This window comes from Bradyrhizobium sp. 62B (genome assembly GCF_030272265.2).
Lineage (GTDB): Bacteria > Pseudomonadota > Alphaproteobacteria > Rhizobiales > Xanthobacteraceae > Bradyrhizobium.
The window spans coordinates 3,744,822-3,762,909 of sequence record NZ_CP092841.2 but is presented as its reverse complement, the minus strand read 5'-3'; the positions used below and the strand labels follow the sequence as shown (position 1 = coordinate 3,762,909).

The window sequence follows — 18,088 nt, the reverse complement described above, 5'->3', positions numbered from 1 at the left end:
TCTGTCCGGATGAGAGTCGATTGATGAGGCTAGCGCCAAATGCCTGGGGATCAAACCATTTGTTGCGCGTCGGCGTTAACGTTTACAGGTGGCTGACGCTCCCGCGGCGCACGTCAGTGCGTCCGCCCGCGGCGCACGCAGTGCGTCCGCTTCCCTCCGTTGCCGCGTGCGCAGGCGCAATGCCCTGCGAGCAGGCTCACATTGCTGCTTTGAGGGCAGCAAAGCCGCGATCGAGATCGGCCTTGAGATCGTCGACGCTCTCGAGCCCGATGTGCAGGCGCAGGGTCGGACCGCCCGGCGACCATTTGGTCGCGGTGCGATAGGCGTCGCAGTCGAACGGAATCGCAAGGCTCTCGAAGCCGCCCCAGGAAAAGCCCATGCCGAACAGCTTGAGCGTGTTGAGCATGGTGTCGACCGCCTTCTGCGGCGCCGGCTTCAGCACGATGCTGAACAGGCCGGATGCGCCGGTGAAGTCGCGCTTCCAGATGGCGTGACCGGGATCGGTCTCCAGGCCCGGATGCAGCACGCGCCCGACCTCGGGTCGGCCGGCGAGCCAACGCGCCATGTCGAGGCCGGAGCGATGATGCTGCGCCAGGCGTACCGACAGCGTGCGCAGGCCGCGCAGCGCGAGGAAGACGTCGTCGGGTCCCGCGCAGACCCCGAGCAGGCGGATGCCTTCGGAGACTATCGGCCATGCCTTGGCATTGGCCGAGATCGTCCCGAACATGATGTCGGAATGACCGCCGATATATTTGGTCGCGGCCTGCATGCTGATGTCGACGCCCTGGTCCAGCGAGCGGTGATAGAGCGGCGTCGCCCAGGTGTTGTCGTCGATGACGAGCGCGCCGCGGGCATGCGCCACCTCGGCGATGGCGCGAATGTCCGGCATCTCGAACGATTGCGAGCCCGGCGCCTCCACCAGCACCGCACGGGTGTTCGGCTTGAACAGCTTCTCGATGCCGGCGCCGATCAGCGGATCGAAGTAGGTGGTCTCGACGCCGTAGCGGACCAGCATGCCGTTGCAGAAATTGCGCGAGGGCCGGTAGACGTTGTCGACGACCAGAACGTGGTCGCCGGCCTTCAGCACCGAGAGCAGGGTGGTGGAGATCGCCGACAGCCCGGACGGGACGATGCCGACGCCGGCGCATTGCGGCCCCTCCAGCGCCATCAGCGTCTCCTGGAACGCCTTGGTGGTGGGGGAACCGTGCCGGCCATAGGTGAACTCGCCGCGATGGGCGTGCAGATCCTCGGCGGTCGGATAGAGCACGGTCGAGCCGTGGAAAACCGGCGGATTGACGAACCCCTTCTGCGCCTTGGTGTCGCGGCCGGAGGTGACCAGCCGGGTCTCGGCCTGCTGCTCTTGGGGGTGCGAGGAATCCATGCGTCTGCTTTCAAAACCGCGTTTCCGCTCGGGCGTGGCGCCTGAGGGGCCGGCCGAAAGGCCGCTGACGTTAATAACAGAACACAGAAGAGTCCCGTCAACCCCTTGACCCGGCACGCCAGTCGTTCTGAGATGCGCAGGTGCTATTCAGTCGCCGCATGTTGAGGGGCCTGCCGCGACCTTCGATCCATCGTCTGACCGAACCTTGCGCCACAGCCGAACAACAGGGCGGGCGCCAGCGGCGGGGATTAAGGTATGGCCTCCCGGGATCGGCGAGTGTTCGGCAAGGTTTTCCAGCATGACTCTTGCAGGGCTGGTCTTGATACGCCCGGCCCGGCAGGGTTGATCCTGAGACAACGTTCCTTGAGACGACTTTGAAAGGCCCAAAGCCCATGAAACGCGTAACCCTGGCTATCACCCTTGCTCTCGCCGCCGGTCTGTCCGCCCAAACCGCTGATGCGCAAACGCTCAAGACCGTCAAGGACCGGGGCATGCTGTCCTGTGGCGTCAGCCAGGGCCTGCCGGGCTTCTCCTCGCCCGACGACAAGGGCAACTGGACCGGCCTCGACGTCGACGTCTGCAAGGCGATCGCCGGGGCGATCTTCAACGATGCCAGCAAGGTCAAGTACGTGCCGCTGTCCGCCAAGGACCGTTTCACCGCGCTGCAATCCGGCGAAATCGACGTGCTGTCGCGCAACACCACCTGGACCATCTCGCGTGACACCTCGCTCGGCGCCAACTTTACCGGCGTGACTTATTATGACGGGCAGGGCTTCATGGTGAAGAAGTCGCTCAAGGTGAATTCGGCGCTCGAGCTCAACAGCGCCTCGGTCTGCGTGCAGACCGGCACCACCACCGAGCAGAATCTCGCCGACTACTTCAAGGCCAACAACATGAAGTATGAGGTGATCGCGTTCGGCACCAACGACGAAACGGTCAAGGCCTATGAGGCCGGGCGCTGCGACGTCTTCACCACCGACCAGTCCGGCCTCTACGCCAATCGCCTGAAGCTGGCCAATCCCAATGAGCACATGGTGCTCCCCGAGATCATCTCGAAGGAGCCGCTCGGTCCGATGGTGCGCCACGGCGACGACCAATGGTTCGACATTGTGAAGTGGTCTCTTTTCGCGATGCTCACCGCCGAAGAGCTCGGCGTGACCTCGAAGAACGTCGACGAGAAGGCCAAGCTGGAAAATCCCGAGATGAAGCGAGTGCTCGGCACCGACGGCAATTTCGGCGAACAGCTCGGCCTGACCAAGGACTGGGTGGTGCGCATCGTGAAGGCGGTCGGCAATTACGGCGAGGTGTTCGATCGCAATGTCGGCGCAGGCTCGCCGCTCGGCATCAATCGTGGCCTCAACAATCTCTGGAACAAGGGCGGTCTTCAGTACGCGCCGCCGATCCGCTGACCGCCCTCCGCTGGCAGCGGCAGCATGACCACCGAGGCCCGAAAACCGCCGCCCCAGATCGCGCTGAAGATCAGGCGCCTTCTGGGCGGCAAGGCAGGCTGGAACGGCATCGCCGTCCAGTTTGCCTTTGCGGCGATCCTGGGCTGGATCGGCTATGAGATCGTCTCCAACGCCCGCGCCAACCTCGAAAACCAGCACATTGCCGCCGGTTTCGGCTTCTTGCGCAACAATGCCGGCTTCGACGTCAACCAGACCCTGATCTCCTATACCGGCTCGGACACGTTCCTGCGCGTGTTCGTGGTCGGACTTTTGAACACGCTCATCGTCTCGGTGGTGGGTATTTTCTTCGCCACCTTGATCGGCTTCATCGTCGCGCTGTGCCGGCTCTCGCCCAATTGGCTGTTGTCGCGCGTCGGCGAGATCTATGTCGAGATCATCCGGAACCTGCCGCTGCTGTTCCAGATCCTGTTCTGGTACCTCGCGGTGCTCGCGGCCCTGCCCAATCCGCGGCAGAGCATCTCGCTGTTCGGCATTTCCTTTGTCAGCAATCGTGGCCTCGTCGTCCCCAGCCCGATCGGGGAGAGGGGCCTCGAGCCGTTCCTGGCGGTGCTGGCGCTCGGCATCGTCGCGTCATTGGCCTTGCGCTTCTATGCCCGGCGCGCCTTATTCCAGGAAGGGCGGATGATCCGCATCTGGCCCTATGTGCTGGGTTTGCTGGTCGGTTTGCCGCTTGCCACCATGCTGGTGTCGGGTTTGCCGTTCACGTTCGAGCTGCCGCAGCTGAAGGGTTTCAATTTCGCCGGCGGCTCGCGCATCATTCCGGAGTTCGTGGCGCTGACGCTGGCGCTGTCGACCTATACCGCCGCCTTCATCGCCGAGATCGTGCGCGCCGGCATCCTGTCGGTCCACAAGGGGCAGATGGAGGCGGGATCGTCTCTGGGCCTCAGCCGCGGCACCACGCTCCGGCTGATCGTCGTGCCGCAGGCCATGCGCGTGATCGTGCCGCCGCTGACCAACCAGTACCTCAATCTCACCAAGAACTCGTCGCTGGCGGTCGCGATCGGCTATCCTGACCTCGTCTCCGTGTTCGCCGGCACATCGCTGAGCCAGACCGGGCAGGCGATCGAGATCATCGCCATGACGATGGGCATCTATCTGCTGATCTCGCTGCTCACCAGCGCGATCATGAGCGTCTACGGTTGGCGCGTCAGCCGGAGTTTGGGCGCATGAGCGATATCGCCTCGAGCAGCTTCGTCCGTCAGGACCTGCTCACCGAGCGTCCTGCGCCGGTGAAGACCACGGGCTTCGTCGGGCTGATGCGGACGCGCCTGTTCAACTCGCCGACCAACATCCTGCTCACCATCGTGGGCGCGCTGCTGCTGTGGCTCACCATCGTTCCCTCGGTCAAGTTCCTGATGGTCGATGCGGTGTGGAGCGGCAAGGACCGCGCGGCCTGCCTCACGGAGAACGCCGGCTTTGCGGTCGGCGCGTGCTGGCCCTACATCCAGGCGAAGCTGCCGCAATTGATCTACGGCTTCTATCCCGAGGCCGAGCGCTGGCGGGTGAACCTCACATTCGTGCTTGCGGTGATCCTGCTGGTGCCGCTGCTCGTGCCGCGTCTGCCGGCAAAGGGGCTCAACGCCAGCCTGTTCTTCCTCGCCTTTCCGGTGGTCGCGTTCTTCCTGCTGCACGGCGGCGGCATCAAGGGCTTTGGCCTCAGCTGGACGGCTGACGTGCTGCAGCTGTTCGACGAGAGCATCGTCAATGCCGGCCAGGCCCTGCTCAATCTCAGCAAGACGTCCGCCGTCGCCCCGCTGCTGTGGGTCGTCGGCCAACTCGTCGTGCTGGTCGGCACGGTGATTTCCTGGCTGATCTTTCCGCTGACCTGGCTGCGCGACGAGATCCAGGGCACGGGCCAGTCAGTCTGGACCGATTTCGTCGTCACGTCCCTGGTCGTGTCGCTGATCGCGTTTGTCCTCGGCGGCGGCCTGCGGACGGGATGGAACGCGCTCGGATCGAGCATCGCCACCTTCATCGCCATCGCCGCCGTCATCAAGCTGATGGGGCTCGACCACGGCGGATTGCCGGTCGTGGCGACAAATCTGTGGGGCGGCCTGCTGGTGACGCTGGTGGTCTCCGTCACCGGCATCGTCACCTCGCTGCCGATCGGCATCGCGCTGGCGCTCGGCCGGCGTTCCACGATTCCGCTGATCCGGATCTTCTCGATCGCCTTCATTGAGTTCTGGCGCGGCGTGCCGCTGATCACCGTGCTGTTCTTCGCCACCTACATGCTGCCGCTGTTCCTGCCGGGCAACTTCACCGTCGACGGCCTCGTCCGCGCGCTGATCGGCATCGCGCTGTTCACGGGCGCCTACCAGGCCGAGAACGTCCGCGGCGGGCTCGCTGCGATCCCGCGCGGGCAGGGCGAGGCCGCGGCGGCCCTGGGACTGTCCTGGTGGAAGACGACCTCGCTGATCGTACTGCCGCAGGCGCTGCGTCACGTCATTCCGAACCTCGTCAACAGCTTCATCTCCCTGTTCAAGGACACTTCGCTGGTCTCGATCGTCGCGCTGTTCGACCTGTTGGGCTCGCTTCGCGCCTCGTTCTCGGATCCGAAATGGTCGACGCCCTCGACCGCGTTCACGGGCTTTGCCTTCGCCGGGATCATCTACTTCATCTTCTGCTTTGGAATGTCGCGCTACTCGCTGTTCGTCGAGCATCGCCTCAACGCTCACCGTCGCAACTGATCGAGGTCCCCATGTCAGACCCCATCGTCAAGATTTCCGGTCTCAACAAATGGTACGGCGACTTTCACGTGCTGCGCGACGTCGACCTCGATGTCCGCAAGGGCGAGCGCATCGTGATCTGCGGGCCCTCGGGCTCCGGCAAGTCGACGCTGATCCGCTGCATCAACGCGCTCGAGGAATTCCAGGAGGGCGAGATCGTCGTCGACGGCATCGAGCTCGGGCCCAACCTCAAGCACGTCGACGCCGTGCGCCGCGAAGTCGGCATGGTGTTCCAGAGCTTCAATCTATTCCCACACCTCACGGTTCTCGACAATTGCACGTTGGCGCCGATCTGGGTGCGCAACATCCCGAAGAAGGACGCCGAGGCGACCGCGATGAAGTTCCTGGAGCGGGTCAAGATCCCGCATCAGGCCAACAAGTTTCCGGGACAGATGTCCGGCGGCCAGCAGCAGCGCGTCGCCATCGCCCGCGCCCTCACGATGAATCCGAAGGTCATGCTGTTCGACGAGCCGACCTCGGCGCTCGACCCTGAAATGGTCAAGGAGGTGCTGGACACCATGGTGGACCTCGCCGGGGAGGGCATGACCATGCTGGTCGTCACCCACGAGATGGGTTTTGCCCGCGAGGTCGCCAACCGCGTGGTGTTCATGGATGCCGGCCAGATCATCGAGGCCAACACGCCCAACGAGTTCTTCGCGGCGCCTCAGCACGCCCGCACGAAACTGTTCCTGAGCCAAATTCTGCGGTGAACGCCCTGCATTCCCAGGCCTCGCAGGTCTAGCCGCCCCACAAGCTTGGCACCATCCGAATCAGCTTTGCGTCCTTTCGGGCCATCCCCGGAGAGAGACCTTGCAGAGCAGTGTCGGCGCGCGCGCCTACCAGAATGCGCGATTGGCAAAGAAGTTGAGGAAGCAGGCGGACGCCGTGATGTCCTTGGCGGTGGAGGCGCTCGGGCAGGGCAGATTTACGGAAGCCGAGACGCTCTGCCGCGAGATCGTGAAAGAGGTTCCGGACCACTTCCACGCCACGCACCTGCTCGGCCTGCGCGCCTATGAGGGCGGGCGGCTCGAGGAGGCGCAGCGGCTGCTCGAGCGCGCGGTCGAGCTCGATCCGCGCTCGCCAGATGCCCATGGCAATCTCGGGGCCGTGTATTTCGCGCTCGACAAATTCGAAGGCGCCCGCGCCTGCCAGGAGAAAGCCATTGCGCTGAAGCCGAATTGCCCGATCGCCCTGACCAATCTCGGCAATACGCTGCTGAACCTCGGCCTCGGCGAACAGGCGATCGGATTGCACGAACGCGCGGTCAGGCTGCGACCGGACTATGCCGATGCATTCTGCAACCGTGGTATGGCGGAGCTGATGATTGGCCGCTTCGCGCGCGCCAAAGAGAGCTTCGACCGCGCGCTCGTGTTTCAGCCGCGCCATGCGGAAGCGCTCGCGGGGAAGGGCATGGTGTGCATCGAGCTCCGGCACTACGCGGAGGCGGAAGCCGCCCTCGCGGCAGGGCTGGCGATCAAGCCGGGTTCACCTCGGATTCTGGCGCAGCGCGGACGGCTGAACTTCGGTCTGTACCGGCTGGAGCAGGCGGCGGCCGACTTCGATGCGGCGCTGGTGCAATCGCCGCGGCTCGAGCTTGCGCTGCGCGGGAAGGCGCAGGTCAACCTTCTGCTGGGGAACACGACGCAGGCGATTGCGGCCGTCAAGACCTTGCTCGAAGACAATCCGCGATCCGATTACGCAATCGTGCTTCTCGGCGCCTGCCATGCGAACCAGGGCGACGTCGCGACGGCGCTCGAGCATCTCGACGCGGCGCTCGAGATCTCGCCGGATTATGCGGATGCCATCGCGCGCAAGATCTTCATCCTGGATTATCTGTCGGAGGCCGATTTCACGGTCCAGCAAGCGGTGCGAAAATCCTGGTGGGACGCGATCGGCGCCCGACTGCCGCAAAGGACACTGCAGCCCCGTCAGCTCGATCCGGACCGGCGGATCGTCGTCGGCTATGTCGCGTCGGAGTTCAGGAACCACTCGGCAGCGTTCGCCCTGTTGCCGGTGCTGCGCCATCATGATCACACGAGGTTCGAGATCGTCTGCTATTCCTGTTGGCCGTTACAGGACGAGATCACCGAGAGGTTCAGGTTGCTCGCAGACGTCTGGATCGACGCCGCGCAGCTTTCGGACGAGGAACTGGCCGATCGCATCCAGGCCGACCAGATCGACATTCTGATCGACGTGTCCGGGCACACGGCCGGCAACAGGCTCGGCGTCTTTGCCCGCAAGCCTGCACCGATCCAGGTGACGGGTTTCGGCCACGCCACAGGCACGGGCCTTCAGACCATGGACTACGTGCTCGCGGATCCCACCTTCATTCCGCAATCGGCCCGGCATCTGCTGGCCGAAAAAGTCCACGATCTGCCGTGCCTGATCACGATCGATCCGATCCTGGATGTTCCGCCATCGGAGCTTCCCATGCTCCGCAACGGCCACGTGACCTTTGGCGTATTCAACCGCATCTACAAGATCTCGGATGAGGCGATCCGGGTGTGGTCGAAAGTGATGCGCGAGGTGACGGGTTCGAAGATCGTCATCAAGCACGGGCTGCTCGATGATCCGCTGTTGCGCGACGGCCTGATCGCGCGGTTCGTGGCCCACGGCATAGCCGAAGAGAATATCACTTGCCTCGGCTCGACCTCGCGCCACGAGCATCTGTTGGCCTTTGCGAAGGTCGACATCTCCCTCGACACGTTCCCGCAAAATGGCGGCATCAGCACCTGGGAATCCCTCTATGCGGGCGTTCCCGTCGTCGCCAAGCTCGGCAAGGGCGCTTCGGCGCGGGCCGGCGGCTCCATCGTGGCGGCCGTCGGCCTCGACGATTGGGTCGCCGGGGATGACGACGGCTATGCCGCGATCGCATGCAAATACGCGGCGCAGCCCGCTCACCTGGCGAGGTTGCGCGCTGATCTTCCGAGGCGGATCGCAGCCTCGCCCGCCGGCAACGTCGAGTTCTACACGCGAGAGGTCGAAGCGGCCTACCGCGGGTTCTGGCGCGATCATTGTGCCGGCGCCTCGAAACGCGGCGAGACGGCATAGTCCGATCTTGCGCTGAGCCCCGGGAAATCCCGGGGGCGATGTTGGTCCGCTGGACCGGCCGGCCAGGGGCGCGAATCAGCTAGACTCGGCCCAGGGCATCCTCCGGAGAGACACCTTGCAGAACAGCGGCGGCGGCAATCGCGCGTTCCAGAATGCGCGATTGCAGAAGAAATTGATGAAGCAGGCCGACGCCATCATCGCCGCTGCGGCGAACGCCTATGGCCAGGGGCGATATGCCGAGACCGAGGCGCTGTGCCGTGAGATTCTGAAAGCCCTTCCGGATCACGTCGATGCCATCCACCTGCTCGGCATGTGCGCCCATGACGGCCGGCGCCTCGAGGAGGCGAAGGAGCTGCTGGAGCGCGTGATCGCGCTCGATCCGCGCCTGCACGATGCCCACAACAACCTCGCGACCGTGCACTTCGATCTCGGCAATTACGAGGAGGCGCGGCGCTGCCAGGAGAAGGCGATCGCGCTGAAGCCGAATTTCGTGGTCGCGCTGACCAATCTCGGCAACACGCTGATGCATACGGGACAGTACGAGCAGGCGCTCGTAATGCACGAGCGCGCCATCAAGCTGAAGCCGGATTATGCCGATGCGCTCTGCAACCGTGGTATGGTCGAGATCGTGCTCGGGCAGGTCATGCGCGCCAAGGAGAGTTTCGATCGCGCCTTGCTGTTTCAGCCGCGTCACGCTGAGGCCATCGTCGGCAGCGGCATGGTCAGCATGGAACTCAGGCACTACGATGAGGCCGCCGCCAAGTTTGCCACGGCGCTTGCGATCAAGCCGGGCGCGCCTCGGATCCTGGCCCAACGCGGGCGGCTCAGTTACGAACTGCAGCGCCTGGAGCCCGCGCTTGCGGATTTCGAGGCGGCGCTCGCGATCTCGTCCAAGCTCGAGCTGGCGCTCCGGGGCAAGGCCCAGACCTGCCTCGTGATGGGAAAGACCGCGCAGGCGATGGCAGCCGCAACGACCCTGATCGAGCGAAATCCGCGCTCCGAAATGGGAATGGCGCTGATGGGCTTCGCTTATTCGAACCAGGGCGACATGGACGCCGCGATCGAATATCTCGATCGCGCGCTGGCGCTCCGACCGGACTATGGAGATGCGATCAGAGGCAAGATCTTCCTGGAGGACTACCGCGCCGAGGCCGATTTCGTGGTCCAGCAGGCGGTGCGAAAATCCTGGTGGGATCAGATCGGATCCAAGGTGGCGCGACGGCAGTTGCCGAAGCGGCCGCTCGATCCAGACAAGCAGATTACCGTCGGCTATGTCGCGGCCGAATTCCGGCAACACTCGGCGGGACTCACCCTGCTGCCAGTGCTGCGCCATCATGATCACGCCAGGTTCAAGATCATCTGCTACTATTCGTGGCCGGGAGCGGACGAGTACACCGCCAAGTTCAAATCATTGGCTGACGTCTGGGTCGATGTCTGGGGACTTTCGGACGACGAGTTCGCCGATCGTATTCAGGCCGACAATGTCGACATCCTGATCGATGTTTCGGGACACACGACCGGCAACAGGCTGCAATGCTTCGCACGGAAGCCGGCTCCGATTCAGGCCACGGGCTTCGGTCACGCGACGGGTACGGGCATGCCGACGATGGACTATGTGCTCGCGGATCCCATCTTCATTCCGCCATCGGCCCGGCACTTGTTTCCCGAGAAGATCCACGATCTGCCGTGCCTGATCACGATGGAGCCGGTCACCAACCTGCAGCCCTCCGAGCTGCCGATGCTGCGCAACGGCTACGTCACCTTCGGCGCGTTCAACCGCATCTACAAGATCTCGGATGATGCGATCCGTGTGTGGTCGCGGATCATGCGGGAGGTGCCGGGATCGAAGATCATCCTCAAGCATGGTCTGCTCGATGATCCGCTGCTGCGCGACAGCCTGGTCGCACGCTTCATCGCGCAGGGTATTGCCGAGGAGAGCATCACGTGCCTCGGCACCACCTCACGCGACGACCACCTGATGGCTTTCGACAAGATCGACATTTCCCTCGACACCTTCCCGCAGAATGGCGGCATCAGCACCTGGGAATCCCTCTACAAGGGCGTTCCCGTGGTCGCCAAGCTCGGCATCGGCGCGTCCTCGCGTGCCGGCGCCTCCATCGTGGCGGCCGTCGGCCTCGGTGACTGGGTCGCCGAGGATGACGACGGCTATGTCGAGATCGCCCGCAGGTTTGCCTCGCAGCCCGAACATCTGGCGAAATTGCGTGCGGGCCTGCCGGCCCAGATCGCAGCCTCGCCCGCCGGCAATGTCGAAATTTACACGCGCGAGCTCGAAGCGGGCTACCGCAAGTTCTGGCGCGACTATTGCGCCGCGGCCTCCGAAAGCGGCGACGCTGCATAGACCGGCCGGACGCGCCACGCGGTTCCGGAACCGGGGTGCCATGCCCCGGATATCCTGACCGCCCCCCGGTCGTACCGACCGGCCGGCCCGGGACACGAATCAGTTAGACTCGCTACGAACCATCTTTCGGAGAGATATCTTGAGCAGCGCCGGCGCGCGCGCATTCCAGAATGCGCGGTTGCAGAAGAAGTTGAAGAAGCAGGTCGACGCCATCATCTCCGCCGCGGCGAGCGCCTATGGCCAGGGCAGGTACGCGGAAACCGATGCACTCTGCCGCCAGATCCTGCAAGCCATTCCGGATCATTTCGACGCCACGCATTTGCTCGGCGTGTGCGCGCAACAGGGCGGGCGCCTCGAAGAGGCGCAACAGCTGCTCGAACGCGCGATCGCGATTGATCCTCGTTCACACGAGGCGCAAAGCAATCTCGCCTCCGTCTACTTCGCCCTTCAGAAACTGGAGGCGGCCCGAGCCTGTCAGGAGAAGGCGATCGCGCTGAAGCCGAACTTTACGCCGGCCCTGGCCGGCCTCGGCAACACCTTGCTCCAGATGAGCCTGCCCGAGCAGGCGATCGAGATGTACGAGCGTGCGATCAAGCTGAAGCCCGACTATGCCGACGCGCTCTGCAATCGTGGCGTCGCGGAGCTGGCGCTGTTTCGGCTTGACCGCGCCCGGGAGAGCTTTGATCGCGCGCTGTTGTTTCAGCCGCGCCACGTCGAGGCGCTCATCGGCAAAGGCATGGTCAGTATCGAGCTGAGGCGCTACGACGAGGCGGAAGCCGCGCTCGCAGCCGCGCTCGCGATCAAGCCGGATTCGGCGAAGAGTCTGGCGCAACGCGGGCGCCTCAACGCGGCACTGTCGCGGCCGGAACAGGCCGCTGCGGATTTCGATGCGGCACTTGCACTTTCGCCGCGCTTTGAAGTGGCCTTGCGCGGAAAGGCGGAGGCCTCGCTCAGCATCGGAAACACCGCGCAGGCGATCCTGGCCTGCACGACCTTGCTCGAGCAAAATCCACGTTCCACGATCGCAATGGCGCTGCTGAGCTCCTGTTTCGCCAATCAGGGAGAGATCGCCTCCGCAATCGAGCATCTCGACGCGGCGCTGGCGATCGCGCCGGACCCGGACTTGATGGCGCGGAAGATCTACTTTCTGGACTTTCTCCCTGAGGCCGATTTCACGATCCAGCAGGCAGCGCGAAAGTCCTGGGGCGAAGCGATCGGCGCCCGGGTGCCGCCAAGGAAGCTCGCACCCCGGCAGATCGACCCCGACAGGCGGATCGTGATCGGCTATGTTTCGTCCGAATTCTGGTACCACTCGGCGGCCTTCGGCCTGCTGCCAGTGCTGCGCCATCATGATCATGCCAATTTCGAGATCGTCTGTTATTCGTGTTCGCCGACACGCGACGCCGTGGCAGCCGAGTTCAGGGCGGCGGCGGACGTCTGGGTCGATGCCTGGCAGATGTTCGACGACGAACTGGCTGATCGTATTCAGGCCGACAAGGTCGATATCCTGATCGACGTGTCCGGGCATTCGTCGGGCAACAGGCTCCAGGTCTTCGCCCGCAAGCCGGCTCCCATCCAGGTCACGGGCTTCGGACACGCGACGGGAACGGGCCTTCGGACCATGGACTACGTGCTAGCGGACCCCGTCTTCATTCCGCAACCGGCACGGCCTCTGCTGGTCGAAAAGGTTTTTGACCTGCCATGCCTGATCACGACCGATCCGATCCTGGATGTGGCGCCTTCGGAGCTTCCCATGCTCCGCAACGGCTATGTCACGTTCGGCGTGTTCAACCGCGTCAACAAGATCTCCGACGACGCCATCCGCGTCTGGTCGAAGGTGATGCGCGAGGTGACCGGATCGAAAATCATCATCAAGCATACCCTGCTCGACGATCCGTTGGTGCGCGATGGCCTCCTCGCACGATTTGTGGCGCACGGGGTTGCCGAGGAGCAGATCATCTGCCTCGGCTCGTCGGATCGCGCCGAGCATCTGCGGGCCTTCGCGCTAGTCGATATTTCGCTGGATCCATTTCCGCAGAACGGCGGCGTGAGCACCTGGGAATCCCTCTATGCGGGCGTTCCCGTTATCGCCAAGCTCGGCATCGGGGCCTCCTCGCGTGCCGGCGCCTCGATCGTGACCGCCGTTGGCCTTGGTGATTGGGTTGCCGAGGATGACGAGGGCTATGTCGAGATCGCCCGCAGATTTGCCTCGCAGCCCGAGCATCTGGCGAAGTTGCGCGCGGAGTTGCCGGCCCGGATCGCAGCCTCGCCTGCCGGCAATGTCGAGATCTACACGCGCAAGGTCGAGGAGGGCTACCGCGGGTTCTGGCGCGACTATTGTGCCGCGGCCGCGGAACGCGGCGAGGTCGCGTAAGCCGGCCGAACAGCGCCCGGTTTGCGAACGCGCGCGCCCCGACCCGAGGGGGGCGTGACGATCACACGAAGGGCGGCTTGATGTTGCTGCGCTTCTCCAGCCATTCCGGAACGGGCAGGTTCTTGGCGCGCATGAAGTCCGCGTTGAACAGTTTCGACTGATAGCGGCTGCCGGAATCGCACAGCACCGTGACGATCGTCTTGCCGGGCCCGAGCTGCTTGGCGAGCCGCATCGCGCCGACGATGTTGACGCCGGTCGAGCCGCCGAGGCAGAGGCCTTCATGCTGCAGCAGTTCGTAGATTGCCGTGACGGCTTCCGCGTCGGGAATGAGATAGGCATCATCCACCTTCGCGCTCTCGACGATGGCGGTCGCGCGGTTGAGGCCGATGCCCTCGGTGATCGAGCCGCCCGGGGTCGCCTTGGCATCGCCGGTCCTGAAGTATTCATACATGCCGGCGCCGTGAGGATCGGCGCAGGCGATCCGCACATTCTTGTTCTTCTCTTTCAGATAGCGGCTGGTGCCCGCGAGCGTACCGCCGCTGCCGACCGAGCAGACGAAGCCGTCGACCTTGCCGCCGGTCTGCTCCCAGATCTCGGGTCCTGTGGACTCGTAATGCGCCTTGGCGTTGTCGAGGTTGTTCCACTGGTCTGCGAACAGCACGCCGTTGGGCTCGGTCTTGCGCAGCTCATCGGCGAGACGGCGGCCGACATGCTGGTAGTTGTTGGGATTGGCGTAGGGAAGGGCCGGGACCTCGATCAGCTCGGCGCCGCACAGCTTGAGAAAGTCCTTTTTCTCCTGGCTCTGCGTTTCCGGAATCACGATCAGCGTGCGGTAGCCGCGCGCACTCGCGACGACTGCGAGTCCGATGCCGGTGTTGCCGGCGGTCGATTCCACCACGAGACCGCCGGGCTTGAGCTCGCCGCGCTTCTCGGCCTCCAGGATCATCCATTTGCCGGCGCGGTCCTTGACCGACTGGCCGGGATTCATGAACTCGGCCTTGCCGAGAATGGTGCAGCCGGTCAGCTCCGAGGCGCGCTTCAGCTTGATCAGCGGGGTGTTGCCGATGGCTTCGACAACGTCGTTTCGAATGGTCATGTCAGGGAAATCGCTACCAAGGGGGTTGATCGGGTTGGCGAGAACGTAGTGCTTGGCAGGCCAAAGGGGAAGGCTTTTGCGCTGCGGCGAAACCAGCTGAAGCTCCTGTCCCAACAACGATATTCTGTTGAGGCGGGATCGCTGCCGGTGCGCCGGGGCGCGCGGTGGGATATCGCTAGGAGGAAATGACTGAGGTCCCGAAGGAGCACGAAACGATACGCTCGCGATGAGCGGTCTAGCGAACAGTTTTTGCCACGGGCGAGCGGCTCGCGTTCCAGACGCGTCGACAGGGTGGAAGGTCGAAGAAAATCTCGACACGAGGAGGGATTCTCTTTGGCGCCCACTGACGATGTTGTGAGGTGGCGAGCAGGCACGATCGAGCTCAAGGTGCGAGGGGGCCTCGCCTCAAGGGGCTCAGCAGCCGGTGTGGCAGCAATATCACATGAAATCTTAGTAAGCTTGCTCGCATTTCCAGATGTTTCGCCGTACCAGAAATGGCTGCGAGACAACGACATCTTGCATTTTCGTATGTTGGATCCGTGTTCATCGGCCGGTGCCTTTCGCAACCGCGGCACTGTCCCGCCGTTCCGCGCCCGGCTAGTATGGAGCCCAGGTTCCGCAGAAAGCATCACCCCTGTGAACGAGTTGTCCAAAGCCCCCCGACCGTCCCGCCGCGAATCGGTTAATCCGGTTGCGCGGCGGCTCGATCTGCCCGGCGGGGGGTGGATGTGACACAGGATGTTCCGGCGATCGCCATATGGCGGTCCGAAGGGTCTCCATCCCGGACGCGGCGCGCCGCGCGCTGGCTTGCGGTGCTGTGCCTTGCCGCCACATCTGGCGCCTGCGTTCTGACCCAGGATCTGCCCGATCCCGCCCTCGATGTTCCCACGCACTACAAATACGCGGGCAAGGGCGATGTGCCGCCGTCGTTGGATTGGTGGCGCGGCTTCCGCTCCGCCGAGCTGACGCAGCTGATGGAAGAGGCGCAGACCGTCAACCTCGACATCGCCGCGGCGGTTGCGCGCATCGTTCAGGCCGACGCCCAGGCGCGGCAGGCGGGCGCGGCGCTGCTGCCCAGCGTGTCGACGGGCGGATCGGAAACCTATTCGCGCACCTCGGGCGCAAGCTCCTCGGGCCTGTCCATCGGGGGCCGCGAAGTCGTCAACTATTCAGCCTCCCTGAGCGCCAGCTATCAGCTCGACTTCTGGGGCCAGAACCGTGATGCGCTGCAGACGGCCCAGGAGACGGCGAATGCCAACCGCTTCGATCGCGACACCGTCGCGCTGACGACGCTGGCAGCCGTCGCCAACGCCTATTTCCAGGTGCTGGCCTCGCAGGACCGCATCAGGACCTCACAGCGCAACATCGCAAGCGCGCAGCGCATTCTCGACGCAGTCAGGGAGCGGCGCAAGGCCGGCACCGGCACGGATCTCGATGTCGCTCAGCAGGAGAGCGTGCTTGCCAACCAGAAGGCCCTGGTGCCGCCGCTGCGCCAGACGCTGGACCAGAACGTCAACGCGCTCGCCGTGCTGGTCTCGCGCCCGCCGGAGAGCGTGCGCGTGCTCGGCGGCTCGCTCGACCGGGTCGCGATCCCGCGCGTGACGCCCGGCCTGCCGTCGGAGCTGCTGACGCAGCGGCCGGACATCCGTCGGCAGGAGGCGCAGCTTGCGTCCGCGACCGCCAATATCGGCAACGCCCGCGCCCAGTTCTTTCCGACCATCCAGCTCACCGGCAATGGCGGCTATCAGAGTTCGGCGCTGGTCTCGCTGTTCCAACCGCATGCGGCTTTCTTCCAGCTCGTCGGCAGCGCCACGCAGCCGATCTTCGACGGCGGCAAGATCCTCGGCAATTTCGAGCTTGCCAAGGCGCGGCAGGACGAGCTGCTGCAGACCTACCGCAAGACCATCGTTCAGGCGTTTGCCGACGTCGACAATGCGCTGTTCTCGATCAAGCAGACCACGATCAAGCTGCAATTGCAGCGCGACGTCGTCGTCGCCTCGCGCCGCGCCTTCGATCTCTCCGAGCAGCAATTGCGCGCCGGCACCGCCGACATCGTGACCGTGCTCAACACCCAACTGACCCTGTTCCAGGCGGAAGACGCGCTGTCACAGGCGCAACTGGCCCGCTTGCTCGCCATCGTCAGCCTGTATCAGGCGCTCGGCGGCGGCTGGGAGCCGCGAATGGAGAAACCGGTCAATGCTCTTTAAGCCGGATAGCAAGCAAGGCGCAGAGGAGGGGACGGCGAGACGGTCGCGCGGCCGCGGCTTCGTCATGACCCTGATCACGCTCGCGATCCTCAGTGGGCTCGGTTATCTCGGCTGGACTATCTGGCATCAGCAGCCGCAGCAGGCGAACGGCCGCAACCAGCGGCCCGATCTGCCGGTGCCGGTGCTGGCGGCGACGCCCCGCATCCAGGACGTGCCGGTCTATCTCGACGGCGTCGGCGCGATCCGCGCGCTCAACACCGTGACCGTGCGCTCGCAGGTCGACGGCAAGCTGGTTGCGGTGAACTTCACCGAAGGCCAGGACGTCAAGAAGGGCGACGTGGTCGGCGAGATTGATCCGGCGATCTACCAGGCGCAGTACGACCAGGCCGTCGCCAAGAAGGCGCAGGACCAGGCCCAGCTTGCCAACCAGCGCATCGACCTGACGCGCTACGAGCAGCTCGCTGCCTCCAATGCCGGCTCCAAGCAGCAGGCCGACACCCAGCGCGCGCTGGTCGCGCAGACCGAGGCCCTGGTGAAGGCCGACCAGGCCGCGATCGACAATGCGGCGGCAACACTCAGCTACACCAAGATCGTGGCGCCGATCTCGGGCCGTGCCGGCTTGCGTCAGGTCGACCAGGGCAACATCATCCATGCGTCCGACACCACGGGTCTCGTGGTGATCACGCAATTGCAGCCGATCGCGGTGTGGTTCAGCCTGCCGCAGCAGCAGATCATGCGCGTCAACGCGGCCGCGGCGAAAGGCACGCTCGCGGTCGACGTGTTCGGAAATGACGGCATCACGGTGATCGACACCGGCAAGCTGACCGGCATCGACAATCAGGTCGACCAGACCACCGGCACGCTCAAGCTCAAGGCGGAGTTTCCGAACGCCAATTACCAGCTTTGGCCGGGCCAGTTCGTCAATGTCCGCCTCAAGGTCGAGACGCTGATGCAGGCGCTGGTGATCCCGACGTCGGCCGTGCAGCGCGGCCCGATCGGGACATTCAGCTATGTCATCGGCGAGGACAATATCGTCTCGGCCAAGCCGGTCGTGGTGACCCAGCAGAACGAGCATGACGCCGTGATCGCCAGCGGCCTGTCGGCGAACGACCGGGTCGTCACCACAGGCTTTGCCAATCTGTCCGATGGCTCCAAGGTGATCATCGGCCGCGACGACCAGACCCCGTCGGCCGATCTCGCCCCGCGCAAGCGAGCGCGCGGGCCGGACGCGCAAAAGAAGGATGGGGCCAAGGAAGGCCAGAAGGACGGGCAGGGCAAGGCCGGCGAGTTCCGCGCCAAGCGCAACAGCAGCGAGGGCGACCAGAAGGGACAGACGGGGCCGGCTCCGGGGCCTACATCAAGTCCTGGGGCATCAGGATCTGGAGCCAAGCAGCCATGATCCCGACAACGGCCGCCTGAGGCGGC

11 protein-coding genes are annotated in these 18,088 nt (G+C 64.4%); 9 read left to right on the top strand and 2 right to left on the bottom strand.

Going from position 1 to position 18,088, the window contains the following annotated elements:
- Nucleotides 1-196: 196 nt before the first annotated feature.
- Nucleotides 197-1,381: a cystathionine beta-lyase gene (metC, locus tag ML401_RS17605; RefSeq protein WP_211417107.1), complete on the bottom strand. Its 1,185-nt coding sequence runs from the start codon at nt 1,379-1,381 to the stop codon at nt 197-199.
- Nucleotides 1,382-1,773: 392 nt separating this feature from the next.
- Here metC and ML401_RS17600 point away from each other — a divergent pair, with 392 nt between their 5' ends.
- The 7 genes from ML401_RS17600 (at nt 1,774) to ML401_RS17570 (ending at nt 13,360) form a co-directional block, all read left to right on the top strand.
- Complete coding sequence (locus tag ML401_RS17600) at nt 1,774-2,790, top strand: amino acid ABC transporter substrate-binding protein (RefSeq protein ID WP_211417106.1); 1,017 nt, start codon at nt 1,774-1,776, stop codon at nt 2,788-2,790.
- 24 nt (nt 2,791-2,814) lie between these two features.
- Complete coding sequence (locus tag ML401_RS17595) at nt 2,815-4,020, top strand: amino acid ABC transporter permease (protein WP_285812579.1); 1,206 nt, start codon at nt 2,815-2,817, stop codon at nt 4,018-4,020.
- Nucleotides 4,017-5,537 (top strand): amino acid ABC transporter permease, encoded by a 1,521-nt coding sequence (locus ML401_RS17590; protein WP_285812578.1) that lies wholly within the window; start codon nt 4,017-4,019, stop codon nt 5,535-5,537. Before ML401_RS17595 ends, ML401_RS17590 begins: the two co-directional genes overlap by 4 nt.
- 11 nt (nt 5,538-5,548) lie before the next feature.
- Nucleotides 5,549-6,286 (top strand): amino acid ABC transporter ATP-binding protein, encoded by a 738-nt coding sequence (locus ML401_RS17585; protein ID WP_194402140.1) that lies wholly within the window; start codon nt 5,549-5,551, stop codon nt 6,284-6,286.
- A gap of 100 nt (nt 6,287-6,386) precedes the next feature.
- Nucleotides 6,387-8,627: a tetratricopeptide repeat protein gene (locus ML401_RS17580; RefSeq protein WP_285812577.1), complete on the top strand. Its 2,241-nt coding sequence runs from the start codon at nt 6,387-6,389 to the stop codon at nt 8,625-8,627.
- Between the two features lie 115 nt (nt 8,628-8,742).
- Entirely contained in the window at nt 8,743-10,986 is a 2,244-nt protein-coding gene (locus tag ML401_RS17575; protein ID WP_285812576.1) for a glycosyltransferase family 41 protein, read from the top strand.
- A gap of 136 nt (nt 10,987-11,122) precedes the next feature.
- Nucleotides 11,123-13,360, top strand: a complete 2,238-nt coding sequence (locus ML401_RS17570; RefSeq protein ID WP_285812696.1) for a tetratricopeptide repeat protein — start codon at nt 11,123-11,125, stop codon at nt 13,358-13,360.
- Between the two features lie 61 nt (nt 13,361-13,421).
- On the opposite strand, the gene ML401_RS17565 is transcribed toward ML401_RS17570, so the two are convergent.
- The gene (locus ML401_RS17565; RefSeq protein ID WP_285812575.1) at nt 13,422-14,456 is read right to left on the bottom strand and encodes a cysteine synthase A; all 1,035 of its coding nucleotides are present in this window, start codon (nt 14,454-14,456) and stop codon (nt 13,422-13,424) included.
- A 722-nt stretch (nt 14,457-15,178) separates the two neighbouring features.
- Between ML401_RS17565 and ML401_RS17560 the strand changes: the two genes are divergently transcribed.
- Together ML401_RS17560 and ML401_RS17555 are read left to right on the top strand one after the other, a co-directional pair.
- On the top strand, nt 15,179-16,663 hold the full coding sequence (locus tag ML401_RS17560) for an efflux transporter outer membrane subunit (RefSeq protein ID WP_285812574.1): 1,485 nt from the start codon (nt 15,179-15,181) through the stop codon (nt 16,661-16,663).
- Complete coding sequence (locus ML401_RS17555) at nt 16,653-18,062, top strand: efflux RND transporter periplasmic adaptor subunit (RefSeq protein ID WP_285812573.1); 1,410 nt, start codon at nt 16,653-16,655, stop codon at nt 18,060-18,062. The genes ML401_RS17560 and ML401_RS17555 overlap by 11 nt, the downstream gene beginning before the upstream one ends.
- Nucleotides 18,063-18,088 lie beyond the last annotated feature (26 nt).